The 22,541-nt window shown below is 47.2% G+C and carries 22 protein-coding genes, 12 tRNA genes, 1 rRNA gene and 1 riboswitch; of the genes, 32 read left to right on the forward strand and 3 right to left on the reverse strand.

The features are described 5' to 3' along the window. The 24 genes from ASL11_RS24210 to ASL11_RS37685 form a co-directional block, all read left to right on the forward strand. Positions 1-85 (forward strand): 23S ribosomal RNA (locus tag ASL11_RS24210); the annotation flags it as partial. Positions 86-166: 81 nt separating this feature from the next. Further along, positions 167-242, forward strand: a tRNA-Asn gene (locus ASL11_RS24215). A 3-nt stretch (positions 243-245) separates the two neighbouring features. Further along, positions 246-337 (forward strand) — tRNA-Ser (locus ASL11_RS24220). Positions 338-371: 34 nt separating this feature from the next. After that, positions 372-446 (forward strand) — tRNA-Glu (locus ASL11_RS24225). Between the two features lie 21 nt (positions 447-467). Continuing rightward, a tRNA-Val gene (locus ASL11_RS24230) sits at positions 468-543 on the forward strand. 73 nt (positions 544-616) lie between these two features. Further along, positions 617-693: transfer RNA gene (locus tag ASL11_RS24235), tRNA-Met, on the forward strand. Between the two features lie 31 nt (positions 694-724). Further along, positions 725-801 (forward strand) — tRNA-Asp (locus ASL11_RS24240). A 19-nt stretch (positions 802-820) separates the two neighbouring features. Next, positions 821-896 (forward strand) — tRNA-Lys (locus ASL11_RS24245). A 19-nt stretch (positions 897-915) separates the two neighbouring features. Continuing rightward, positions 916-995, forward strand: a tRNA-Leu gene (locus ASL11_RS24250). Positions 996-1,151: 156 nt separating this feature from the next. After that, a complete protein-coding gene (locus ASL11_RS24255; protein WP_056620643.1) occupies positions 1,152-1,403 on the forward strand; it encodes a DUF1450 domain-containing protein in 252 nt (83 codons plus the stop codon). Between the two features lie 113 nt (positions 1,404-1,516). Further along, positions 1,517-2,026, forward strand: coding sequence for a ferritin (locus ASL11_RS24260; RefSeq protein ID WP_056620645.1), 510 nt, complete (start codon positions 1,517-1,519; stop codon positions 2,024-2,026). A gap of 132 nt (positions 2,027-2,158) precedes the next feature. Further along, positions 2,159-2,785: a GyrI-like domain-containing protein gene (locus ASL11_RS24265; RefSeq protein ID WP_056620647.1), complete on the forward strand. Its 627-nt coding sequence runs from the start codon at positions 2,159-2,161 to the stop codon at positions 2,783-2,785. 57 nt (positions 2,786-2,842) lie between these two features. After that, positions 2,843-3,298: a hypothetical protein gene (locus tag ASL11_RS24270; protein WP_056620648.1), complete on the forward strand. Its 456-nt coding sequence runs from the start codon at positions 2,843-2,845 to the stop codon at positions 3,296-3,298. A 25-nt stretch (positions 3,299-3,323) separates the two neighbouring features. Beyond that, positions 3,324-4,022: an AIM24 family protein gene (locus ASL11_RS24275; RefSeq protein ID WP_056620650.1), complete on the forward strand. Its 699-nt coding sequence runs from the start codon at positions 3,324-3,326 to the stop codon at positions 4,020-4,022. 102 nt (positions 4,023-4,124) lie between these two features. After that, positions 4,125-4,199 (forward strand) — tRNA-Gly (locus tag ASL11_RS24280). Positions 4,200-4,205: 6 nt separating this feature from the next. Beyond that, a tRNA-Arg gene (locus tag ASL11_RS24285) sits at positions 4,206-4,282 on the forward strand. A gap of 20 nt (positions 4,283-4,302) precedes the next feature. Continuing rightward, positions 4,303-4,379: transfer RNA gene (locus ASL11_RS24290), tRNA-Pro, on the forward strand. Positions 4,380-4,397: 18 nt separating this feature from the next. Beyond that, positions 4,398-4,468: transfer RNA gene (locus ASL11_RS24295), tRNA-Gly, on the forward strand. A gap of 510 nt (positions 4,469-4,978) precedes the next feature. After that, on the forward strand, positions 4,979-5,926 hold the full coding sequence (locus ASL11_RS24300) for an acetylxylan esterase (protein ID WP_056620651.1): 948 nt from the start codon (positions 4,979-4,981) through the stop codon (positions 5,924-5,926). Between the two features lie 64 nt (positions 5,927-5,990). Continuing rightward, positions 5,991-6,503 (forward strand): GNAT family N-acetyltransferase, encoded by a 513-nt coding sequence (locus tag ASL11_RS24305; protein WP_056620654.1) that lies wholly within the window; start codon positions 5,991-5,993, stop codon positions 6,501-6,503. Between the two features lie 97 nt (positions 6,504-6,600). Further along, positions 6,601-6,762: riboswitch (cyclic di-AMP (ydaO/yuaA leader) on the forward strand. Positions 6,763-6,765: 3 nt separating this feature from the next. Next, positions 6,766-7,662: a C40 family peptidase gene (locus ASL11_RS24310; protein WP_235550572.1), complete on the forward strand. Its 897-nt coding sequence runs from the start codon at positions 6,766-6,768 to the stop codon at positions 7,660-7,662. A gap of 182 nt (positions 7,663-7,844) precedes the next feature. Continuing rightward, positions 7,845-8,504 (forward strand): hypothetical protein, encoded by a 660-nt coding sequence (locus ASL11_RS24315; protein WP_056620656.1) that lies wholly within the window; start codon positions 7,845-7,847, stop codon positions 8,502-8,504. 184 nt (positions 8,505-8,688) lie between these two features. Then, on the forward strand, positions 8,689-9,222 hold the full coding sequence (gene yyaC / locus ASL11_RS24320) for a spore protease YyaC (protein ID WP_056620659.1): 534 nt from the start codon (positions 8,689-8,691) through the stop codon (positions 9,220-9,222). A 69-nt stretch (positions 9,223-9,291) separates the two neighbouring features. Further along, positions 9,292-11,280 carry an ABC transporter ATP-binding protein gene (locus ASL11_RS37685; RefSeq protein WP_056620661.1) on the forward strand — a complete coding sequence of 663 codons (1,989 nt, stop codon included), beginning with the start codon at positions 9,292-9,294 and terminating at the stop codon, positions 11,278-11,280. Positions 11,281-11,960: 680 nt separating this feature from the next. Here the strand turns inward: ASL11_RS37685 and ASL11_RS24330 are convergent. Then, a complete protein-coding gene (locus ASL11_RS24330; RefSeq protein ID WP_056620663.1) occupies positions 11,961-12,563 on the reverse strand; it encodes a DUF1453 family protein in 603 nt (200 codons plus the stop codon). A gap of 164 nt (positions 12,564-12,727) precedes the next feature. Between ASL11_RS24330 and ASL11_RS24335 the strand changes: the two genes are divergently transcribed. The 4 genes from ASL11_RS24335 to ASL11_RS24350 all read left to right on the forward strand — a co-directional run bounded on the left by ASL11_RS24335 (position 12,728) and on the right by ASL11_RS24350 (position 14,715). Further along, the gene (locus ASL11_RS24335; RefSeq protein WP_056620665.1) at positions 12,728-13,024 is read left to right on the forward strand and encodes a hypothetical protein; all 297 of its coding nucleotides are present in this window, start codon (positions 12,728-12,730) and stop codon (positions 13,022-13,024) included. After that, positions 13,018-13,653, forward strand: coding sequence for an HAD-IA family hydrolase (locus ASL11_RS24340; RefSeq protein ID WP_056620667.1), 636 nt, complete (start codon positions 13,018-13,020; stop codon positions 13,651-13,653). The genes ASL11_RS24335 and ASL11_RS24340 overlap by 7 nt, the downstream gene beginning before the upstream one ends. Positions 13,654-13,809: 156 nt before the next feature. Then, a complete protein-coding gene (lspA, locus tag ASL11_RS24345; protein ID WP_056620668.1) occupies positions 13,810-14,286 on the forward strand; it encodes a signal peptidase II in 477 nt (158 codons plus the stop codon). Positions 14,287-14,379: 93 nt separating this feature from the next. Next, entirely contained in the window at positions 14,380-14,715 is a 336-nt protein-coding gene (locus tag ASL11_RS24350; RefSeq protein ID WP_056620670.1) for a hypothetical protein, read from the forward strand. A gap of 61 nt (positions 14,716-14,776) precedes the next feature. Here the strand turns inward: ASL11_RS24350 and ASL11_RS24355 are convergent, their stop codons facing one another. Then, positions 14,777-16,927: a DNA topoisomerase III gene (locus ASL11_RS24355; RefSeq protein WP_056620672.1), complete on the reverse strand. Its 2,151-nt coding sequence runs from the start codon at positions 16,925-16,927 to the stop codon at positions 14,777-14,779. A 178-nt stretch (positions 16,928-17,105) separates the two neighbouring features. On the opposite strand from ASL11_RS24355, the gene ASL11_RS24360 reads away from it, so the two are divergent. The 3 genes from ASL11_RS24360 to ASL11_RS24370 all read left to right on the forward strand — a co-directional run bounded on the left by ASL11_RS24360 (position 17,106) and on the right by ASL11_RS24370 (position 19,855). Next, positions 17,106-18,728: a sensor domain-containing diguanylate cyclase gene (locus ASL11_RS24360; RefSeq protein ID WP_056620674.1), complete on the forward strand. Its 1,623-nt coding sequence runs from the start codon at positions 17,106-17,108 to the stop codon at positions 18,726-18,728. 20 nt (positions 18,729-18,748) lie between these two features. Beyond that, positions 18,749-19,432, forward strand: a complete 684-nt coding sequence (locus ASL11_RS24365) for an NAD(P)H-binding protein (protein WP_056620676.1) — start codon at positions 18,749-18,751, stop codon at positions 19,430-19,432. A 129-nt stretch (positions 19,433-19,561) separates the two neighbouring features. Next, a complete protein-coding gene (locus ASL11_RS24370) occupies positions 19,562-19,855 on the forward strand; it encodes a Dabb family protein (protein WP_056620678.1) in 294 nt (97 codons plus the stop codon). 106 nt (positions 19,856-19,961) lie between these two features. Here ASL11_RS24370 and ASL11_RS24375 read toward each other — a convergent pair whose 3' ends face one another. Then, positions 19,962-20,822 carry an AraC family transcriptional regulator gene (locus ASL11_RS24375; RefSeq protein WP_056620681.1) on the reverse strand — a complete coding sequence of 287 codons (861 nt, stop codon included), beginning with the start codon at positions 20,820-20,822 and terminating at the stop codon, positions 19,962-19,964. A gap of 146 nt (positions 20,823-20,968) precedes the next feature. On the opposite strand from ASL11_RS24375, the gene ASL11_RS24380 reads away from it, so the two are divergent. After that, positions 20,969-22,267, forward strand: coding sequence for an alpha-glucosidase/alpha-galactosidase (locus tag ASL11_RS24380; protein WP_056620683.1), 1,299 nt, complete (start codon positions 20,969-20,971; stop codon positions 22,265-22,267). Positions 22,268-22,541: the final 274 nt, after the last annotated feature.

A 22,541-nucleotide genomic window follows, 5' to 3' on the forward strand; every position in this document is an offset into this window, starting at 1 on the left:
GTAGACGACGAGGTTGATAGGTTCGAGGTGGAAGTGCGGYAACGTATGCAGCTGACGAATACTAATCGGTCGAGGGCTTAACCAAAATTCCTAAGAGTAAGACTTACGTTGAAGTTTCGTATCTAGTTTTCAAGGAATAAATCCTTGAAAGATTCATTGTTTCTATTCCCTGATAGCTCAGTTGGTAGAGCACTCGACTGTTAATCGAGTTGTCACAGGTTCGAGTCCTGTTCGGGGAGCCATATGGAGAGGTGTCCGAGCTGGCCGAAGGAGCACGATTGGAAATCGTGTAGGCGTCACAAGCGTCTCGAGGGTTCGAATCCCTCTCTCTCCGCCATAAGAGCTTTCAAATTAGAAAAGCCTGTTTACGAGGCCCGTTGGTCAAGTGGTTAAGACACCTCCCTTTCACGGAGGTAACAGGGGTTCGAGTCCCCTACGGGTCACCACTAGTTTTACTTTTATCCCATGGAGGCTTAGCTCAGCTGGGAGAGCATCTGCCTTACAAGCAGAGGGTCGGCGGTTCGATCCCGTCAGCCTCCACCATTTTATCTTTTCAGAAGAAAGTTAGGATGTCTTGAATTTTCTCTGGGAATGTTAAATATCATGCTAGTAACGTCGCGGGGTGGAGCAGCCCGGTAGCTCGTCGGGCTCATAACCCGAAGGCCGCAGGTTCAAATCCTGCCCCCGCAACCAACCTCTTACCAAGAGGAGAATTACATAGTGTGGAGCTGTGGTGTAGTGGCCCAACATGCCTGCCTGTCACGCAGGAGACCGCGGGTTCGAATCCCGTCAGCTCCGCCATTTTTTATCTATACATTATGAGTCATTAGCTCAGTTGGTAGAGCACCTGACTTTTAATCAGGGTGTCGTAGGTTCGAATCCTACATGACTCACCATTTGCCTTATTTATAGTTTGCGCGTATGGCGGAATTGGCAGACGCACTAGACTTAGGATCTAGCGGGCGACCGTGGGGGTTCAAGTCCCTCTACGCGCATCCAAACAAAAAGAGCTTTCTTGTATCCTTTAACGAGGATCGAAGAAAGCTCTTTTTTTTGCGTACAAGCTTATATAAAATCCGGTTGACATTGATTATTATTATCACTAATATCAAGAGTAGTGATTGACACGAAATGGCGGGAGGAGATCGCATTTGAAAACGATTAAATACTGCTGTAGAAATGAGAAATTCGGATCGAAACAAATATATAAGTCATTGAAGCACGAGTATCCAGACTTGAAGCAGAAGAAGAAAGATTGCCTCGGCAATTGCAGACATTGCAAGAAAGAATGTATTGCGATGATCGGGAAGAAGAAGCTGCTTTGCGCGGAGTCACCTGACCATTTGTATGCTCAACTAAAGGAAATAATCTCGGCATCTAAGGCCAAAAGTGTGACAGCTTGAACCTAAATCTGGTGAAATTGTTACTTCCGTTTGTATTTCTATGCACAATTCTGTTAATCTTGTATGTATGGGGAATACGCAAGAGATAACCATACAGAAAGGTGTGTGCACAGATGCTAAACGATACACTAACAGAAGCGCTCAATGAGCAGATGAATTATGAGTTTTATTCCGCGCACGTCTACTTAGCTATTGCTGGTTATTGCGCTGCGGAAAGCTTGGATGGATTTTCGAACTTTTTTAAAGTACAAGCAGAAGAAGAGAAGTTCCATGCCATGAAGATTTTTAAATTTATTAATGACCGTGGGAAAAAAGTCAGCTTTGCTGGTATGAACACGCCTGTGAATCAGTATGAATCGATTTTGGATGCTTTTGAACATGCTTACCTGCATGAGCAAGAAGTAACGAAACGGATTTATCACCTATCCGATTTGGCATTGAATGATAGAGAGCATGCGACGATGCAGTTCTTGAAATGGTTCATTGACGAGCAGGTTGAAGAAGAAGCCATGTTCGATAGCATTATCAACAAGTTGAAACGTATCGATAAAGATAGCAATGCGTTCTATATGTTGGATGCGGAATTTGCACAACGTTCCTTCACGCCGCCAGCTGCGGAATAATTACATACCCTATTCATGAGACAAAAACTTACTTGCTTCGCAATTATGCGAAAGGTAAGTTTTTTCTGTTTGTTGACATAAGGTTGTCAGGGTTTATTTTATATAGTAATAGAAAAAGAAAGGAAGTGCATCATGGATAAATTAGATCTAGCCAAGGCCTATAAAGCTTATTACACAGCTCCAACGAAGCCAGAACTCGTTGTTTTTGAACCTATTTCTTATGTAACCATTGTAGGCAAAGGAGATCCCGATGGTACCACCTTTGCTAACGCCACAGAAGCGCTGTATACGGTCGCGTACGGCGTTAAAGGACATTACAAGAAGCTGGAGAAAGATTTCACTGTAGCGAAGCTGGAAGGGCAATGGTGGGTTAATGGAGATCCCCGAACTGCTTTGGAGGTACCGAGGGAAGAATGGCATTGGAAGTTATTGATTCGCATGCCGACATATGTGTCAGATGAGATTGTGGAAGAAGCGCGTACAACTGCAATGGCTAAGAATAAGGAGCTAAAAGTGATATCTGATGTTGGCTATGAATCCTTGAATGAGGGAACCTGTGTCCAAATGCTGCATGTAGGTCCGTATGCAACAGAACCAGAGACACTTGCTCGAATGGAGCAATTTATAGAGGACAATCAGCTAAGGTACTGTGGTCTTCATCATGAGATTTACTTATCAGATCCGAGGAAGATAGAGCCTGCCAAAATGAAAACGATATTACGATATCCAGTTCAAGCGATAGAAGTGGTGGTGGGGTGAATTTTGCTGTAAAATAGAACATAATGTCGAGCAGCCAACCAGGGGGAGGGATAGCGGGTGCAAATACGCAGGATATCTAAGTTTGGACGAGCTATTGGTGTTCTTATCATCATCATCGGGTTCATGTACCCAACGCCTGCTGCCCACGCCTCTTGGTTGGATCGGGTAAAAGAAATCTACCAATTGCCAAGCAATGTAGAACAGATCCAGAAGGATTATGAGGCTACGAAGCAGCAATTAGAAGAGCAGAAGGACAAGTTGTCGGAAGCAGTTAAGCAGTCTCAAGAAATTGAGGATCGTCTCCTCAGTCAGAACGAGGCGCTTAAGAAGGACAACGAGCAGTTACAAGAACGGTTGAAGGCGATGGAACAAGTAGCGCTGGATAAGGATAAACGAAATCGCAAAATAACCTACATGGTGACTACGGCTGCCGCGTTGGTTGTAGGATATTTCTTGCTTGGACGTGTGTTTCGCTTCTTCGTTTGGCGTAGACAGAAACGCGGGCTGCGTTAGCAGGCTAGTGTGAGGAGGTTGTGTCATGGAGGTCATCTTTGAAAATGCGAGTTTGCAAGCTAGGATGGCTACGCTTCAGCTTGACTATGGCGAAGCAGTTTATGTCCTTCATCCCAACCAAATTGTAGCGTTTCAAGGGATGCCAGAGCTGCGCGAGGATGCTTTGATGAAGCTTCCCGGTATGTATAGGAAAAAGCGCTTGATCCAATCACGGGTGAGAGGGCCAGGCCAATTACTTATGGGACTGCCTGAAGCGTATAGTTTGGCTGTAGTACCTTTAGAAGCGGAAGATGACCTCTTGTTTGAGTTTCGTCATGTTCTCTTCTATACGGAAGGTGTGACCTTCACAACGCACCTCCAGAGCGTCAAGAATACATTGATTACGCAGGATCTTGTCAAAATGCAATTTCATGGCCCAGGTACGCTAGGTTTATTAACAGCAGGCCCTTTGCATCAGATGGCTTTAGATCCGAAGCAGCCTTTGTTTATAGATGTTAGCTGTCTGGTGGCGTATCCGCGGCAGGCGAATCTACGGCTATGTGTGTATGGCAATACATTAGCAAGCCAGCACATGAATTATCATTGGGAGATTACGGGGCATGGTCATGTACTCATGCAGCCTTGTAAGCCGGATCCTAAGTTGGACGAGCACATGAAATCGGATAGCTTGCTGCGCCGCATAGCTCGGGAAGTTCTGCCATTTGGCGGCGTTTTCATAAAATAATAAAAAAATATAAAAAATAGTTGCATTTGTTTTGAATACCTGATATATTATTCCTTGTCGCCTCAGAGAAACACTTGCTGAGCGAAAGAGAAATTACACCGTGCGGAAGTGGCTCAGCGGTAGAGCATCGCCTTGCCAAGGCGAGGGTCGCGGGTTCGATCCCCGTCTTCCGCTCCAATATTTGCGCCCTTAGCTCAGCTGGATAGAGTATTTGACTACGAATCAAAAGGTCGGGAGTTCGAATCTCTCAGGGCGCGCCATTTACACTTTATATTCACTACGGGACGTAGCTCAGCTTGGTAGAGCACCTGCTTTGGGAGCAGGGGGTCGCATGTTCAAATCGTGTCGTCCCGACCATTTTAGAATTTTTTATATGCGGGCGTAGTTTAATGGTAGAACTTCAGCCTTCCAAGCTGATCGCGCGGGTTCGATTCCCGCCGCCCGCTTAAGCAAGAAAGAGACCACCTTCGGGTGGTCTTTTCTTCATAATTAGGGAATTGAACCCCTTAGGGTTCGACCGTCTCAATATACCATTTTCCCGCCGCCCGCTTACACAAGAAAGAGCCTGTCTCAAGAGTCAATTTATGAAACAGGCTCTTTTTCTTTTTTTGTTAATGACCGATGAGTAATAACCTACTTCCCGCAATTTAACTGGATTTTCTCCATCTATTTGAAGCGGATTTCTCGAATTCGAAAGATTAACTGTATTTCCTGTAGTTAAATCCCTTAGATTTGTTCGATTCTTCAAACTTCATACAAATTAAATGTACCTTCTCCACCTAATCACGAAAATACGTCAGATTCGATCAAATTAGCTGTAATTTATACTTCTAAACAGGAATCGGTAGAATCATCGATATGAGCATCGACGTTCCGTCTCTTATTCATATTTTTCAATAGTCATACACGTGTATCTAGGTTAAAATGGGAAAAACATGCAAAGGGGACTTACCGAAATGAACGCTATTGAAAATCGTATTCATGGGTTACATCAGTATCATTCGGAGTTAACGGCGACTGCTGATCTGGCTGCATTCTGGGAGCGCACATACGCGGAAGCTATGCAAGCAGCTTCTTATACAAGAGAGTCGGTGGCATCACCTTTTGTACAAGCGGAAGTGAATAAGATCGTCTTGCAGGGCGCTGCGGAAACACCAATTCATGCTTGGTTGTTACTGCCTAATGAAGAGAGCAAGTCTAAGAAGGTACCTTGTATTGTTACATTCCCAGGCTATACGGGCTCCAAAGGAAGACCTGAGGATCATGCAGCTTGGTTGCTTATGGGGTATGCGGTACTTGCAGTTGATGTACGCGGGCAAGGTGGCGATAGCGGTAATCTGCTGCCACAGGAGACCGGCATGACCAGGGGATGGATTACACAGGGGATTCTAGACGCCGAGACGAGCTATTATAGAGCGGTTGCGATCGATTCCTTACGTGCTGTGCAATGCGCGTTAGAGCAGCCAGAGATCGACAGTCAGCGTGTATTCGTATACGGTGGAAGCCAAGGCGGAGGGCTCGCCCTACTCGTAACTGCGCTAGAGAAGCGCATTCGGGCAACCATTGCCCATGTACCGAATCTATGCCATATGGATTTAGGCTTATTGCAATCGGTGAGCTCACTTAGTGAGGCAGCGGAATTCGTTACTCGGTTCCCAGAGTATCTGCCGGATGTACTGCGAACAGTTTCTTATTTCGATATCATGAATCTGGGTGATCGTATTCAGCAGCCTGTTCACGTTACGGTAGGGTTGAAGGACACGTGCTGCTTACCAGAAGCCATTTTTGCTGCGTATAACCGAATCGAATCTGCACACAAATCAATTGAAGTGTACCCCTTCATGGGACATGCGACACCTCCTGGCTCCCACGCTGCGGCACATGCCTTTTTCTCAAAATGGTAGGGACTGAAGTAAGAAGCTTCCCGGTTGGATAACCTATAGCTAACTTGAAGGAAGGTGCTGACAGATGGAAAAAGTGGATTCATTTGAAGAGGTATTCGAGCTGATGGAAGCGGCTTTTCCTGTAACCGAAATAAGGACATATGAAGGTCAGCGGGCGCTGTTATCTCATCCTAATTACAGCATCGATGTCGAGAGAGATGCACAAGGGCAACTTCTTGGCTTCCTGGCCAGTTGGAGCTTTAGCACGTTTCGATTCGTGGAACATATCGCAGTCAATGCTGCCACAAGAGGCGGTGGGATTGGCAAGCAAATGCTGACGACGTATATGAGCCGCACAAGCACGCCTATCGTACTTGAAGTCGAGCCTCCGACTGCCTCAGATGCTACGCGGAGAATTGAATTCTATAAGCGCTGCGGTTTCCATTTGAACCTATTCCCTTATGCACAGCCTCCCCTCAGAGAAGGGCAACTCACATTGCCTCTCAACATCATGAGTTATCCTAGTCCGATGACGGAAAAAGAGTTTAATCCCTGTAAACATATCCTGTTTACCGAAGTGTATAAGCAGCTGCTCTGAGAAGAGCGGCTGTTTTTGTGTGCTTTTACATAGAAAAGGAAACACTTACCATCTCGCAAAAGTTGTCAGGGCAAAACGAACTGTGCTAGTCTAACATAGACAAAAAATGCCGAATCTCAGAGCATCGAAAGCTCTGGTACGGGGGACTTCTTTACTTGGGGTGAATGATGCTCAGTTAGCCATAGGCTAATGGGGCGTACTAGGGAAAACCTCTTCCCGAACCCGTCAACTAACCTCGGAGGCTTCAAGGAGGCACAACGTTTTGAAACTTTTTACCAAAAGCTTTATTTGTTCATGCGCTCTTCTAGGCGCAGCCATTTCTCTGTTCGCCGCTCCATCCACGTATGCTGCTGCCCCAGACAGTTCTTCAGTGAAGGTTCAAGTCAATGATGAATTGGTGCAGTTCCCGGAAGTTCAGCCGTTTATTGATACGGAAGGTACACTTCAGGTGCCACTACGTGTGTTGTCGGAGAAATTAGGTTATCAAGTGGGATGGGCAAAGCAAGGCGATGAAGTCGTCGTCACGCTTAAGAACAAGGAACACGCAATTCAACTCACAACGGACGATGAGCAAGCGATCGTGAACAGCAAGTTAGTTGAGTTAGAGAGCAGCCCGACTTTGGTTAAGGGGAGTACCTATGTCCCTCTACGCTTCGTTACAGAGACGTTTGGATCTGCAATTGCTTGGAACGATGCGAATAAAATCGCCATCGTGGAAGAGGACGGCAAGACTCATAAGCCAGCCTGGATTGCACCGCCACCAGCAGTTTTAGCAGCCCCAGTGGCCAAGGTCGTTCAGTCATCCATTGCAGCTCAAATTATTCAAGCAGCAACGACATTTAAAGGGACACCTTACCGATGGGGAGGAACTACACCTAAGGGCTTCGATTGCTCAGGATTCGTTCGTTATGTATACGAGGCCAAAGGGATCGAGTTGCCACGCACCTCCGTACAAATGTACGATAAAGCGGGGGCAAGAGTGACGGATTTGAAAGCGGGAGACCTCGTCTTCTTTGCTTCTGGTATCGTCAATCATGTAGGCATTTACATCGGAAATAATCAATTCATTTCCTCGACAACGTCCGTCGGTGTAACCGTTGATAGTCTCGCAAGCTCCTATTGGGGCTCCAGATATGTAGGTGCCAAACGCGTGTTATAGGTAGTTACGAAATCAAGTAAAGCATCGATCTAAGAGCGTACGTTCGCAAAGTCTTTCTTTATTGAAAGCAAAGCGGCGTATGCTCTATTTTTTGCGCGAATTTGTGCGATTTTTATCGAATTTTTGAGGATTATAGCCTATAATGAAACAATGGTTGGAAGAAAGTAGGTGACGCGTTCGACATGCAAGTTAGTGTCTGGAAAAGCTGGTTTCATAAAATTAAATTGTCGGGCCGAACAGATCGCATGTATAACGTGGAAACAGGTCCTGCCATACCGGAAGACATTCGGGTCGTGATTAAGCAATTTTTTCATACATATAACCATTTCAAAGGGGCTAGGCAGTTCCAAACGGATACGTTTATTAAAGAAGTATTTTACGCAACAAAACAAGATCCAAGGGATCAGCGCTCCATAGATGAGATGGAAACATATATTCAAAGCAAGAATGTGAATCGGTTACGACTGAAATCTTATGTAGTTGATGAATATTTACGTGTTGGTGAGAAGGTGTGTATGATCGGTGTGACGCGGGAGTTTAGCAATGCGCATCGTAATCGTGTGCTTTATTTTATCATAGAAGAAGAAGGCACTTGGCGGTTCCATCATATCGTGAGATCACATCATGGCAAAATTCTTGAGAAATTTCAGGTGAAGGAACAAGTTGGATTTGTGGTTGGGGATGATAAAGTAGCACTGCTCTTTCTAACACATGCCGATTCGGCGGATGCTTCCACGTTTATGTTAGGGGATTATGTTCACTCTGAAGGCTATCTGGAAGTGGAGCAAGAGGTCAGCGGTCAGCTCTATTATCGCATTGTTCGAATGAATCGCGTACATTAAGATGGTTAAATAGTCAGATCTATAAGCGGCATGAATAGGCTTTGCTCGGTTGTCGAGTAACGCTTATTTGGTGTATGTGAATACGGAAGTATGCAAGTGGACACAGCCCACCTCCATATGAAAGAATGGAACTATCATGCATGAGGTGAAAGGTTAGGTGTACATGCCTGAAAGGGAGGCAAAGATGGAGAAAGAACCAATGGAGCTGGAGGAGCAGTTTTGGAAAAAAGTAGATGGCGAGCAGTTAGGTCAGCTTCTACAAATGATTACCGTGAGTAAGGGGCTGGAGCCTAGTCGGGTTGCCTTTGTATGTATAGGAACAGATCGCTCAACAGGCGATTCACTAGGTCCACTTGTGGGAAGTAGGCTTGCAGAGCTAGGCTATCCTTATGTCATCGGTACGCTGGCAGCACCGTGTGATGCTACTAATTTGGCCTTGCGCTTGCAGGAAATTCCAAAGAGTGTTGTCGTTATTGCGATAGATGCGTGTTTAGGTCGGAAATTGAGTGTGGGATTGTACCAATTGTCGAACCAGCCACTGGCTCCAGGGAAATCAGTAGGAAAAGTCTTACCGCCTATTGGTGATTACACGATTGCGGCGATCGTGAACGTGGATGGACCTAGACAGTATAATGTCCTGCAAACGACATCGTTATTTCGTGTTATGCAGATGGCAGAAGAAGTAATCCGTGCAATTGTTTATGCAATTCCTTTGTAGCTGAGGGGCAGCAAAGAGGAGAAAGATCGGAGTGATTGGTGAGTGATCGGACCAGGTGGACCAGGAGGAATGGGGCGGCTTTCCGACCGGAATCGTCCAAAGGCCAAGTTGAAGGATGTATCGATACGAAGGATTTTGTTATTGTTCAAAAGGTATTGGGGACAGCTCTTGGTTATTATCGGCTTGGCACTGCTTGCGGCAGTGATGGGGTTGATCCCGCCTCTAGTCATGAAGGAAATTATTGATACCGCAATTCCGCAGGGACGTGTTCAGCTATTGTCCGTGATGGCGCTGCTGTTAATCGTGCTGCCTGTGTTGAGCGGAATGGTAGGCGTATGGCAGAACCATCTCAATACCAAAGTAACCCAAGGGGTTATTCGGGATTTGGGGCAGTCGTTGTTTCACAATCTGCAGCGGCAATCAATGTCGTTCTTCACGGACGCGCGCTCTGGTGAAATTGTTCAGCGGATCACAGGGGACGTGCAGTCGGTACAGAGTGTGGTTACGTCCATTGTCGTCTCTTCGATCACGCAAATCGTCATTGTGTTCACAACAATAGGTATCTTGTTTGCGTTAGATTGGAAGCTGGCGATCATATCGGTGCTCATCCTGCCACTTTTCGTCTTGCCTGTGAAAAAGGTATCCAAGCTTCGGAAAGAGCTACGGATTGAAACCCAGAAGGTGCGCTCAGACATCACCTCGCAGCTGAATGAAAATTTCGGCATTTCGGGTGCATTGTTGACGCGGATTTTTGGCAGAGAGAAGCAGCAAGAGCAAGAATTCACAACGATGAATCAAAAGGTGATGGATCTCGAGCTTCGGCTCAATCTTGTCGGCCGTTGGTTCGGAATGGCAACGAGCACGTTAGGGCCGTTAGGCACGGCTATTATTTATATCTATGGCGGCTACTCCGTCATTCAAGGGGATATGACATTAGGTTCGATCGTCGCGTTTACGGCGTATTTGGGACGGTTGTATATGCCAGTAGGGACCTTGCTGAATCTGCATGTCGAGGTAGCGACAGCGCTGGGGGTATTCCAGCGAATTTTTGAGTATCAGGACATGGTGCCTGATGTCATGGATGCTGAGGGCGCGCGCCAGTTAGGGCCTGTGGCGGGGCATGTGAGGTATAAGCAGGTGTCTTTTGCTTATAAGGTTGGGGAGCAAAGCAGAGCGAGGGAGATAGGGAAGCAGGCGGAGCAGGGCGGAAAAGCTGAGAAACTATTGGAGGCTGGCCAGAAGCGAAGAACGGTGGAACAAAGCGAAAGAGTGATACTGGCGGAACGAGGCGAAGGAGCTGAGATAGGGAAGCTGGCAGAACGAGGCGGGGAAAGGGAGAAGGTGCAGTATGCGCTGCGCGACATCACCTTCGAGGCGCAGCCTGGTGAGATGGTTGCGCTTGTTGGACCCAGCGGCGCCGGAAAGTCGACGCTGATTGGAATGATTGCGCGGCTGTACGACCCGACAGCCGGCGTTGTTGAGGTCGACGGCGTGAACGTCCGCGACGTGGAGTTAGCGTCGCTGCGCGCGCAGATCGCGTATGTGACGCAGGAGTCTTTCCTGTTCCACGCGACGATTGGCGACAACCTGCGCTTCGCGCGGGAGGACGCTACGCGTGAGGAGATGGAGGCCGCTTGTCGGCAGGCCTACATCCACGATTTCATCGTGTCGCTCCCCGAAGGGTACGACACGATGGTCGGAGAGCGCGGCCACCGGCTCTCCGGTGGTGAGCGCCAGCGGATCGCGATTGCTCGTGCGATCCTGAAGCGCCCGCGCATCCTCATCCTCGATGAGGCGACGTCGCACTTGGACTCGGAATCCGAGTCCTATGTGCAGGCGGCGCTCGAGGAGTTGATGCAAGGGCGCACGACGCTCGTGATCGCGCACCGGCTCTCCACGGTGCTGGCCGCCGATCACATTCTGGTGATCGAAGCGGGCAGCGTCGTGGAGAGGGGGACGCACAGCGAGCTGCTCGCACTGGAAGGGCTGTATGCGCGGCTATACAGCACGCAGTTCGCGAAGGTTGCCGAGGAGGCAGCGAAGGGCGGCTTAGGCTAGCCGCTGAAATGCGGGCAATAAGGCCCGAAAAGGGTCTTATTGCAGAGCTGGACGTCCTCGGCGTAGCAAATAATGCCCCAAAAGGGCGTTATTTGTGAGTATTGCCACTGAATGTGCGGCGACAGACAGGTTACTCCACCTACGGGTGATTAAAAGGGATATTCCCCTAGGTCAATTGACCTAGGGGAGTATCCCTTTCTTGTAACTACCTAATTTGTTTAAATGATATAGTGTGTGCGTAAGCGTTCGAAATAACGTAGGAGTAGAGGGAGAGAAGTTACTATACACCACCAAAAGAGGCAAATACCGACGTCCCCATCCTGCCACCATTCTGCCCATTGGATTAATCCAATGTATTGCTCTTACAAGTAGCCAATTGTTTAATTTGATTGGACAAATCCACTCAAATGACAGAAAAGGGTCTTTTATTGGCTCGAAAGGAGCTAGTAGACTGGATTAATCCAATGAAAAGCCTAATTTCAGCCCCGATCAGGAAGTTGCAGTGGATATATCCAATGGGTATAGACAGCAGCAGTCGAGTGGCGGAGCAAAGAGGAACGAAGATCCGCTATCTCCGAATCTACAGCCACAAATTGGCGTATCGATCTGAAATAGTGTCCTCACGTTCCGCAACTTCACTGGAATTGGCGGAATCCTCCATTTAGTGCCCTCACGTTCCGTTACTCTACCCGAACATTCACCTGCGGACTAGAAACCCCGGTGTCGGGAGTTCCATGGCTCCCAATCACACCATCGTCGCTATCCGCCAATCCTGCTGGATCCAGTTTGGTTCCTTCGCGCAGCAAGTAGCTGAAAAACAAAACGTAGTACGACACGATGATGAAGAAAACACCTGCAGTGACGGGATCTTTGGTAAATTGTGAGAGTTCAGCAGGGCTGAAGGTAGTCGTTGGTTCCGTAGAAATAGCTACACTGGCGTAGCGATATGCGATGCGACCTAGAAAGAGAACAAGGACGGTGACCTCAATCCAAAGATGTGTGCGATAGTACCAGCCATCACTTCGATGCTCGAAGCGGGTATGGCGAATCGCTGTTCGCCCGAGCAATGCGCCGCCAGCAAGCCCGATCAAATAGCCGATGAAGTGGATGGGATGAACGAAGCCCAAGAGGAAAATGACCACTCCGAAGAGGCTGAACAGCGACAGACGAAAGATGAGCCTGCCACGGGAAAGCTTTTGAAAGCCAATGGTGCGCTTCACCCGTCGATAAATGAAAAAGCCAAAGATAAGAATCGGAATTACATAATGCAAAGCGTCCTGCATGGGGAAGAACCTCCAAACGTGTTATTGTATTTCCTAATTGTAGCAAATTTGGACGGCCCATCGTGAGAAATGTTATTCCGTTTACAAAATTGTGTCATACACTTAATAGTAGTTCGATAAACTTACTATTACACACTCAAAGTGCCGCAAGGAGTTGACGGTAAATGGCTATGATCACTCATGTTAATGTATGTAACACAGTTAATGAAATTTACTGTTGTCTTCGTAATAAAATCGTAAAACTGGATGCGCAACAAAAGGAGTTATTCTGCAATGGCTGTAAAATGTTCTCAGGTGGTGCAACGGGTTACGACCACGGTGTTTCTTGTACGTGGGAGGATTTGCGAACCGTAAGTAATCCGCATGTGGTCCTAGATCCAGCCCAAGAGTTTAAACATAACCAAGTTCGCCAAGTGCCGCCCGAGGGTCCGGCCTTATTTGTATATACGCCCAGATGGTAAAACACATCCTATTTGATTTTGACGGGACACTTGTCGATTCCAGGGCGCTCCTGGTTAAGCTTTATAATGAAATGGCCACCCAATATCGTTTCCGTCCCATCCGCGATCAGGACTTGGGTCCGTTACGCTCGATGTCGATTTCTGAACGCGTAGATCGTTTAGGGGTACCCGTGCTCCAAATCCCTAAGCTGATGGTGGCAGGGCGGCAGCTCTACCACGAGAACATTCGATCTCTCCAAATTGTGCCTGGTATGAAAGAGGTTATTGCGAAGCTTTCCACACAAGGGGTTAAGAGCTCGATTCTTTCTTCCAATTCAGAGGCGAATATTCGGCTTTTTTTAAGAAAAAATAAGCTGGAAGGCGCGTTTAAAGAGATCATTTCAGCGAAGCATATTTTCGGTAAACACCACTCGATCCGCAAAGTGATGAAGCAATGGGGAACCACGCCTACACGGATGATTTATGTCGGGGATGAGTTACGGGATATTGAATCCTGTAAAAAGTTAGGTGTGCCAATTGTAGCTGTGACATGGGGATATGATTCACCTCAGCTACTCCTGAGTGGAAATCCGGACCATATGGCCAATACGCCTAGTGAGTTATACCGAACACTAATAAACCTAAGTTGAGGACTGCAGCAGAGATAGTCAAGAGCCGCCACAGGGAGGACTGAGGGGGCTTTTTACCATGCAAGAAAATCGGAAATCGCAGAATTAACAGGTTGCCATCCATTTCAAGTAAAATAAGAGTGAAGGTGAAGTTTGAGAGTTGATGGGAGTGGTAGCATGTTATTTTATTCAATTATTGTTGTGATTACAGCCATTGATCAGTTGTCTAAGTATTGGATACGATCGGTGATGACGGTTGGTGAATCCATGCCCTTTTATAAAGATTTCATTTCATTCACGTATTATCAAAATAGCGGGGCAGCAGGAAGTTCGCTGCAGGGATGGGCTCCTATACTCGGTGTTCTAGCCGCTATCATTGTCGCAGGTATTTGGTGGTACCGTAAAAAAGGAGGCTTTCCGGGGACTTTAAAACAAAGTGCAGCTGCACTCCTTGTTGGTGGGGCGATTGGGAACGGGATTGAAAGGCTTCTATTCGGGAAAGTCACCGATTTCATCGTCATTAACTCCGGGAATGGGATTATGAATCTAGCGGATATTGCCATTAATCTGGGTGTTGTACTGTATGTGGTGGACATGCTTGTATCGCAGAGAGGCAAATGGAAGGGAAATAGAAAGAATCCACAAATTAACTAGGTATTTAAGCCCTTAAATGGGATGCTTGTATAGATCTAAAGAACTATTTGTGGTATCCTTCAAGTAGGAATACGTCATTGGAGGGATAGTCACATGAAAACGGATCGACAAGTGCTTGTTGATGAGTTTTTTGCGATGATTCGAAAATTGAACCGCACGGGATCGGATATTATGCATGTAAGGGAGTTTTTCTGGCGATCGTCTGAAATTCGCGGATTTGTCCCGCCAAATGTTGAGTTTATGACGGTTCTCAAAACTTATAATGCCGTGCTTTTTCACGAGTTTCGGAAATCATTAGTGCCTCATACAAGCATGCATATCCTAGCCAATGTTCACATGGAAGCAGGAGATGCACTGGTTAGCTTGGGGATCACAACGTTAGAAGATCTCGAATTAGCGGTTAAAGGCAGGATATTAACCAGAGCATAAAATGTCGTCATATATGTAAAAGCCCAAGCGAAGATTCATCGCTTGGGCTTTATTCTTGGTATTAGTCTTCCTTCTTCTGCTGAAGGGCAGCGAGCAGCTTATCTGCGAGGGAGTTCCCAACCCCGGCAGAGTCAGAGAATTGCTCGATTAGTTGGCGGTTGATCTTGGCTGTCGCTTTGCGACCGCCACTCCCTTTAGAATCGCCGTCGATTTTCTCAACGACATTGCAGGGACGGCATTGAAAATATTTGCCTGCTTTACCCGTGTGGATTTCCATCTTCTTATGGCACTGTGGGCATCTATGGTTCGTTAATTGCCCGTCAGCTTCACGTTTATAGGAGCATTCACGACTGGAACAAACCAGATAACGTCCTCGTTTGCCTTTGACTTCCTGAAGGAATTCGCCGCAATCGGGGCACTTACTGCCCGTTAAATTATGCGGTTTATACGCTGCAGAGCTGCGTTTGACCTCATCGACTAGCTCGGCAGCTTTCTTGCGAATGCCGCTGAGGAAAGCTTCCATGCTTCCTTTACCTTTGGAGATTCGCTCAAGTTCCTGCTCCCAGCGTGCTGTAAGCTCGGGTGAACGGAGCTCCTCGGAGGCAAGCTCGATGAGTTGTGTGCCCTTGCCGGTAGGGATGAGCAAGGAACCTTGGCGCTCAATCGTGTCAGAGGACACAAGCTTCTCGATGATATCTGCACGAGTTGCTGGTGTGCCAAGACCGAATTTCTCCATCTGCGACAGCAAGGAAGCCTCGTTATGGCGAGAAGGCGGCTTCGTTTGGCGGCTAACTTGCCGAACGTTGCGAGCGGTAACTGAGTCCTTCTCAGACGCTTGGGGCAGCAGTTGCCCGGTGTCTTCCTCGGATTCATTATCTTCCCGATCGGGATCAGTGAAATCGGTGGCGCCGTATACTTCTTTCCAGCCGGCTTGCTTCACGACTTTGCCTGAAGCATAGAGCTTCTCTCCAGCGATTTCAATCGTTAACTTCGTTTCATCGTAGCGGCAAGGACCGCTGAATAAAGCTAAGAAACGGCGAAGAATCAGATCATAGAGTCGGCGTTCATCTGCACTTAGCGTAGCAAGTGAGATGGCTTCACCTGTCGGAATAATGGCATGGTGATCGCTGACTTTGGAGTCGTCGACGATTCGTTTCGTTATCGTCAGTGGCTTGCGGATAAAAGGTGCCGCAAGCGCCGCATAAGGACCAATAGCAGCACCTTTCAAACGGCCGAGCAAGGTCGGTACCATATCTGAGGTCAAATACCGCGAATCGGTTCGCGGATATGTGACCAATTTGTACTGCTCATAAAGCCGTTGCAGGACATTCGATGTCTGCTTCGCGGAGAAGCCGAATTTACGGTTCGCGTCGCGCTGCAGCTCTGTCAAATCATAAGCCAGCGGATGCGGGATCTGCTTCTCGGTCTTATTCACCTGCACGATGCGGCCGCTCTGGCCTTGCAGCTTGGCTTTCAAGCTATCGGCGCGCTCGCGGTCAAAGATACGCGAGTCGCCGGTCTTCGGGTCCCGCCACTGGGCGCGGAAGGATCCGAGCTCGGCTTCGATCAACCAGTAGTCAACGGACCGGAAATCACGGATTTCCGCCTCACGGTTGATCATCATCGCCAGCGTGGGCGTCTGCACCCGCCCAGCGGATAACGACGCGCCGAACTTGCTGGTCAGCGCGCGGGTTACATTGAGGCCGATGAGCCAATCGGCCTCGGAACGACAGACGGCTGCTTGATACAGCCGGTTGTAGTCGGTGCCAGGCTTCAGCTGCGCGAAGCCTTCGCGAATTGCCTGATCCGTCTGCGACGAGATCCAAAGCCGTTTGAACGGCTTCTTCCAGCGGATCAGCTCCATAATCCAGCGCGCGACGAGCTCGCCTTCGCGCCCCGCATCGGTTGCGATGACCAGCTCCGACAGGTCACCACGGCGGCTGAGATGCTCAATAGCACGAAACTGCTGCGAGGTTTCTTTCATGACTTTGAGCTTCATTTTGCCAGGGATAATGGGCAGATCTTCAAGGTTCCATGTCTTGAACTTGGGATCGTAATCATCGGGCTCAGCAAGCGTGACGAGGTGGCCAAGTGCCCAAGTGACGACATATTTGGCACCTTCGAAGTGGTGTTTTTGCTTCTGGTTACAGCCCAGTACACGAGCAATTTCTTTGGCTACACTTGGTTTTTCAGTCAGTACGAGAATTTTCATGGGGGAATTTACCTCTTTTCTACATACCAAATAGCATAAGCGAAAGGGTCCTACTTTTCAAACGGGTAAAATTTCGAAATAGTTGTATGTTTATGCCGAAAATCAGCGAATTTTGTCTATTATCACCCTAATATAAGGTATAATGGAGGTATATAGAATAAAAAGGGGGGAAACCTCGATGGGGCATATGTTTTCTCTTTTTTCTGATCACACCATTAAAACAAGACTTCAACTCTGGATAAGCGCGATTATATTGGTACTGGCTTTTTCAATTATCGTTCCTTTCTACTTTATAGAGAAGAGCAATAGGTTAGAAGAAGCTAGGGTTCAACTCAATCAAGTGATTGCGTTACAGAGTTTATATATCGAACGCTGGAATCAGGAAAAGTTGGATGCGATTAAACGTTTCGCACTTTCAGATAATGCCAAGTTCCACCGCATTGGCGATTTGAAACGGGAGTTTCAGGATTATGCAAAGGTGAATTCGGAATTTTACTCGATAACCTTCGTTGAGACGGATGGTTACATTCGGACAGATACGACTTCGATTTATGTGGGAGATCGTCAGTACTACAGGCTCGGGAAGGAAAAGAAAAGCTTTGTTTCGGGTGTCGTAATGTCGAAAGATAGTGGAGCACCAGTCATTACATTCTCTTCCCCGGTACTTGGCGATCACGGTGAATTCAAGGGGATTGTGCTGGGGATTATTACACTCGAAATGTTGAATAAACTGATGGCTCAGCTTAGCTTCGGGGATACGGGTGAAGTCTATGTGCTGGATGCTCAAGGCAATATTGTAACGGCCTCTAACCGCTCGGAGAATGGTGCAATTACTCAAAGTGTGGCATCGGAAATCTATCATCGCGCTGTGTCAAATAGTACGGATCATAGTGCGTATAATGGCTTCCGTGGGGAGATCGTGTATGGTCAATACCAATGGTCCCAAGGGAAAAACTGGCTTGTCGTTGGGGAAATTACCCAGAAAGAAATTTTTCGGAAATTAAATGAATTAAGTATGACGATTATTATCATTTCCTTGATCGCACTGCTCCTCAGTGTCGCGGCTGCGGTGATGATTGCCTCCAAGATCGAGAGGCCGATTCGCTACTTGCTGCGAGCCACGAAGATCATTCAAAAGGGGAATTACGATTACCAGATCAATGTGGATAAAATTAGAAAAGCTCCCGTGGAGCTGCGACAATTAGTGGCTACATTTAATCTGATGTCCGATCGCTTGAAATCTAACATTTCGTTGCTGGAGCATTCGGCATGGATGGATCAATTGACAGATGTTCATAATCGACGCTATATGATGCTAGAAGGCAATAAGCAATTGCAGTCGTGTATTTACTCCGGACAGACCTGCTCTGTCTTGATGATGGATATTGATCATTTTAAGAAAATTAATGACACGTATGGTCACTTGGTTGGTGACGGTGTTCTCCATCATGTCGCGGGTATCCTAAGACGGTATGCGGGAGAGGATGCGATTGTGGCAAGGTATGGCGGCGAAGAGTTCATTCTGTTATTACTTCGGAAGGATGCCGAAGAGAGTGCTGCAGTAGCTGAGGAATTACGAAATATTTTAATAGATGAACCTTTTAGCAAAGAGTCGTTAATGGTCAAAATAACCGCAAGCATCGGGGTCGCGGAATACTCACCGACGTTGGAATACGGAACGATGGTGCTGGAAGATATGGTTTCTAGGGCAGACCATGCGCTGTATCGTGCAAAGTCAGGTGGAAGAAATCGTGTCGAAGTTGATACCAAAAGGTTGTATGATGAAGATGATCATGTATAACTATGACGCGGAGGTGTGCTATGAAAGGGAGAACGGCGATTGTTGCGGGAGGATCGGGCTTAGTCGGCAAGGAACTGATCAAACAGCTAGTGAACGATCCGGACTATGATAAGATTATTGCGTTAGTTCGTAAAAAAATGGATCTAGAGCTGCCGAATGGACAGGGGAAACTCGAGCAGCGAGTAATTGATTTCGCTAAGCTGAGTGAGAGTCTGAAGTCCTCGGAATTCTCGCATGCTCATGTCTACTGTACCTTAGGAACAACGATCAAAAAAGCAGGCTCGAAACAGCAATTCCGTAGAGTAGACCGAGACTATCCCCTCATGCTAGCTGAAGTGGCTAGCAAGGGACAAGCAGATAGCTTCGCCATTGTAACAGCGATGGGAGCAGACCGCACATCCTCCTTTTTCTACAATCAGGTAAAGGGAGAAGTGGAAGACAAGCTGCGGGGGATGCGACTTCGTGCGCTTCACTTGCTTCGGCCTTCTCTCATTCTGGGTAACCGTGGGGAATTCCGATTAGGTGAGAAACTGGGAGGCATCGTTTCGCGGGCCATTGCTCCGCTGATGACGGGTCGTCTTCGCAAGTATCGTCCCATTCATGCACGAACGATTGCTACAGGGTTAATAAGAGCAGCTAAGTCGGGGAAAACGGGGGTTCAAGTATTAAGCTCCGATCGGATTGCCTCTATTGCAGGTAGATGATCGGCTAGTTCAGACGCGTACCTGCCTCAGCTCCACGAAAATGGGAGTGGTACTCGGTTTGCGTTTTTGATAAGATTAGTGTCGTTCATTATTAATGTCCTAAATGAGTATAGAAAGAAGGTTCACACCATGATTGATCATATCGTCCTTGTTAAATTTGCTGAAACAACTACGCAAGAGCAGCTGCAAGAAGTAGTTGACCGTTTCAAAGCGCTGCGTCCCCATCTGACTGGTATCGTGGATATCCAAGCCGGTCTTAATTTTTCCGAGAAAAATCAAGGTTTCCAAGTCGTACTTTCCGTTCGTTTTGAAGATAAAGCTGCATTGGCAGCTTATGGTCCGAACCCGGAGCATCAAGCAGTAGCCGCGTATATCCGTGAAGTCGGCCGTGTAGACAGCTTAATCGTGGATATTGAGATCTAGAGGAAATGTAATGGCGTTTCCGTGGAAAGATTTAAAATAAATGGAGAAAATCCAGCTATCTGCCTATTTTCGATGAAACTAGGCAGTAATAGCTGGATTTTTTGAGTTATACACTTCTAAGCTCTTTCCGATACACAGATGGTGCATAACCGCTCCACTTGTGAAACTGCTTCGAGAAGTATAGGGCATCATTGAAGCCGACGGAGGAGGCGACTTGATCAATGGTCATGGCGGTTGTCATCAGTAGCTGCTTGGCCCGTTCCATGCGGATGTTGAATAGATACTGCATCGGAGATAATCCGGTGGATTGTTTGAACATTTTGCACAAATAGGTGCGGTGATACCCCAAGCTGCGAGCGAGATGCTCGATGGAGACCGCTTGTGTGTACTGCAATTCTAAATAGCGAATAGCTTGTCCGATCTGGCGTTGGATATCGGTTTCAATCGCTGGCTTGGCAGAAATATGGTGCGTGTTCACCCGTCCAAGCTCGCGAAGAAGCAGGCGCAGCCAACCCTCAGCTTCCAGCTCCTCTAACTGGGGGAAAGAGGTCTGGCTGAAGCATGCGCGCAGATGTCGGTAAAAGTGACGAATGGTGCGAGGATTATTCCCCGATACCACGGCTTGCTGTGGGGAGACCCCGATTTGTGAAAGTAGTGAATCGACGGATCGACCTGTGGAGGCAACCCAGACATAGTGCCAAGGTGTAGTACTATCTGCTGTATACGAAAATAACTCACCTGGGTAAATAATAAAGGTATCTCCTGTAGAGCAAGCATAGGTTCGCTGACCCATTTCGAAGATGCCATTCCCCGAGAGAACCGTATGCATCAAGTAATAATCGTGAACGGCAGGTCCCATTTTGTGCTGGGGGTAGGGCTTGCCTTCGCCACTGAAAAGGACAGATAAGTCTGGATTGCTATGTAAAGGATTAATGCTTATGTCGAAGTAAGTATGATCTGGTTGCATAGTAGCCTCACTTTGCTTTTAGATGTAGCGTAATCCAAAAAACTACAAATGTCCATATTAGAGTTGTTTCAATCCATATTTTTCAAATCGGGCTTGCGCTATAGTAAGGATATGTTAATAGATGAACTATTGGAGGAGAATCTCACATGTCCAAAATTACTTTTTTAGGTGCAGGAAGCACGGTTTTTGCAAAAAATGTACTAGGTGATTGTTTGCTTACCCCCGCGTTGCAAGGCTATGAAATCGCTCTCTTTGATATTGATCATGAACGGTTACAAGATTCTGCTAATATGCTGAATAACATCAAGAAAACGAGTGGAAGTACGTCCACTATTAAAGCGTATACAAACCGTAAAGAGGCTTTGAGTGGCGCCAAATTTGTGGTAAATGCGATCCAAGTAGGTGGCTATGATCCATGTACGATTACGGATTTTGAAATTCCGAAAAAGTACGGTTTGCGTCAAACGATTGCAGATACGGTTGGGATTGGCGGTATTTTCAGAAACTTGAGAACGATTCCAGTTATGCTGGATTTCGCTGCGGATATACGTGAAGTGTGTCCAGATGCGCTATTCCTTAACTACACAAATCCGATGGCTGTTTTGACTAATGTAATGAATACGTATGGCGGTGTGAATACAGTTGGTTTGTGTCATAGCGTGCAAACTTGTGTACCGGAGCTATTTAAACACTTGGAAATTGATCAAACTGGGGTCAAAGCGAAAATCGCTGGGATCAATCATATGGCATGGCTGCTTGAAGTGTCCAAGGATGGTGTCGATCTCTATCCGGAGATTAAGAAACGCGCGGCGGAGAAGCAAAAAGAGAAGCACAAAGACATGGTTCGCTACGAAATGATGCTGAAATTTGGCCATTATATTACGGAATCTTCCGAGCATAATGCTGAGTATCACCCGTATTTCATCAAACGGAACTACCCAGAGTTGGTTGACCGCTTCAACATTCCGCTGGATGAGTATCCGCGTCGTTGTATTGATCAAATCAGCCGCTGGAAGCAAATGCGCGAGGATCTCGTGAACGATGCGAATTTGACGCATGTGCGTTCTCATGAGTATGCTTCGTACATTTTCGAAGCGATCGAGACGGATGTTCCGTTCAAAATCGGTGGGAACGTCATGAATACCGGCTTAATCACGAACTTACCGCGCGAAGCTGTTGTGGAAGTGCCATGTTTGGTTGACCGTAACGGTGTAACACCTACTTACGTAGGGGATCTGCCACCACAGCTGGCGGCGCTGAACCGCACGAATATCAACACGCAGTTGTTGACAATTGAAGCAGCAATTACAGGTAAGCGTGAGCATATTTATCACGCAGCTATGCTAGATCCGCATACATCAGCTGAGTTGTCGATGGACGATATCATCGCAATGTGCGATGAGTTGATTGAGGCTCATGGCAAGTGGTTGCCAGAGTATAAGTAAGAAATTTGGTCGTGGGGATGATGGTCCCCGCGGCCTTTTTTTATGAAGGTGGAAGGGCTATCTCTAGACGGGGCTGTCTTTCATGCCTCGACATGTGGCGGGCGCCAAGGTTAACTGGGAAATCTACAGCTAAATTCGCGTTTCACGGGAGAAAATTACAATTAAATGGAAAAATGCTCTTCTGTCAAGAAAGTGGACGTCACTAAGTTATGCGACTTGCTGGTAGTATAGCTGCTCAAATTGCTCAGGTGACATGTAACCAATTGTGCTATTC

The organism is Paenibacillus sp. Soil750 (genome assembly GCF_001428045.1).
GTDB lineage: Bacteria > Bacillota > Bacilli > Paenibacillales > NBRC-103111 > Paenibacillus_E > Paenibacillus_E allorhizoplanae.

Excerpts from the sequence above, each read along its gene's own strand:
- ASL11_RS24260 (WP_056620645.1), top strand. The coding sequence starts at position 1,517 with ATGCTAAACGATACACTAACAGAAGCGCTCAATGAGCAGATGAATTAT.
- ASL11_RS24265 (WP_056620647.1), top strand. The coding sequence starts at position 2,159 with ATGGATAAATTAGATCTAGCCAAGGCCTATAAAGCTTATTACACAGCT.
- ASL11_RS24275 (WP_056620650.1), top strand. The coding sequence starts at position 3,324 with ATGGAGGTCATCTTTGAAAATGCGAGTTTGCAAGCTAGGATGGCTACG.
- ASL11_RS24300 (WP_056620651.1), top strand. The coding sequence starts at position 4,979 with ATGAACGCTATTGAAAATCGTATTCATGGGTTACATCAGTATCATTCG.
- ASL11_RS24305 (WP_056620654.1), top strand. The coding sequence starts at position 5,991 with ATGGAAAAAGTGGATTCATTTGAAGAGGTATTCGAGCTGATGGAAGCG.
- ASL11_RS24315 (WP_056620656.1), top strand. The coding sequence starts at position 7,845 with ATGCAAGTTAGTGTCTGGAAAAGCTGGTTTCATAAAATTAAATTGTCG.
- yyaC (WP_056620659.1), top strand. The coding sequence starts at position 8,689 with ATGGAGAAAGAACCAATGGAGCTGGAGGAGCAGTTTTGGAAAAAAGTA.
- ASL11_RS37685 (WP_056620661.1), top strand. The coding sequence starts at position 9,292 with ATGGGGCGGCTTTCCGACCGGAATCGTCCAAAGGCCAAGTTGAAGGAT.
- ASL11_RS24330 (WP_056620663.1), bottom strand. The coding sequence starts at position 12,563 with ATGCAGGACGCTTTGCATTATGTAATTCCGATTCTTATCTTTGGCTTT.
- ASL11_RS24335 (WP_056620665.1), top strand. The coding sequence starts at position 12,728 with ATGGCTATGATCACTCATGTTAATGTATGTAACACAGTTAATGAAATT.
- ASL11_RS24340 (WP_056620667.1), top strand. The coding sequence starts at position 13,018 with ATGGTAAAACACATCCTATTTGATTTTGACGGGACACTTGTCGATTCC.
- lspA (WP_056620668.1), top strand. The coding sequence starts at position 13,810 with ATGTTATTTTATTCAATTATTGTTGTGATTACAGCCATTGATCAGTTG.
- ASL11_RS24350 (WP_056620670.1), top strand. The coding sequence starts at position 14,380 with ATGAAAACGGATCGACAAGTGCTTGTTGATGAGTTTTTTGCGATGATT.
- ASL11_RS24355 (WP_056620672.1), bottom strand. The coding sequence starts at position 16,927 with ATGAAAATTCTCGTACTGACTGAAAAACCAAGTGTAGCCAAAGAAATT.
- ASL11_RS24360 (WP_056620674.1), top strand. The coding sequence starts at position 17,106 with ATGGGGCATATGTTTTCTCTTTTTTCTGATCACACCATTAAAACAAGA.
- ASL11_RS24365 (WP_056620676.1), top strand. The coding sequence starts at position 18,749 with ATGAAAGGGAGAACGGCGATTGTTGCGGGAGGATCGGGCTTAGTCGGC.
- ASL11_RS24370 (WP_056620678.1), top strand. The coding sequence starts at position 19,562 with ATGATTGATCATATCGTCCTTGTTAAATTTGCTGAAACAACTACGCAA.
- ASL11_RS24375 (WP_056620681.1), bottom strand. The coding sequence starts at position 20,822 with ATGCAACCAGATCATACTTACTTCGACATAAGCATTAATCCTTTACAT.
- ASL11_RS24380 (WP_056620683.1), top strand. The coding sequence starts at position 20,969 with ATGTCCAAAATTACTTTTTTAGGTGCAGGAAGCACGGTTTTTGCAAAA.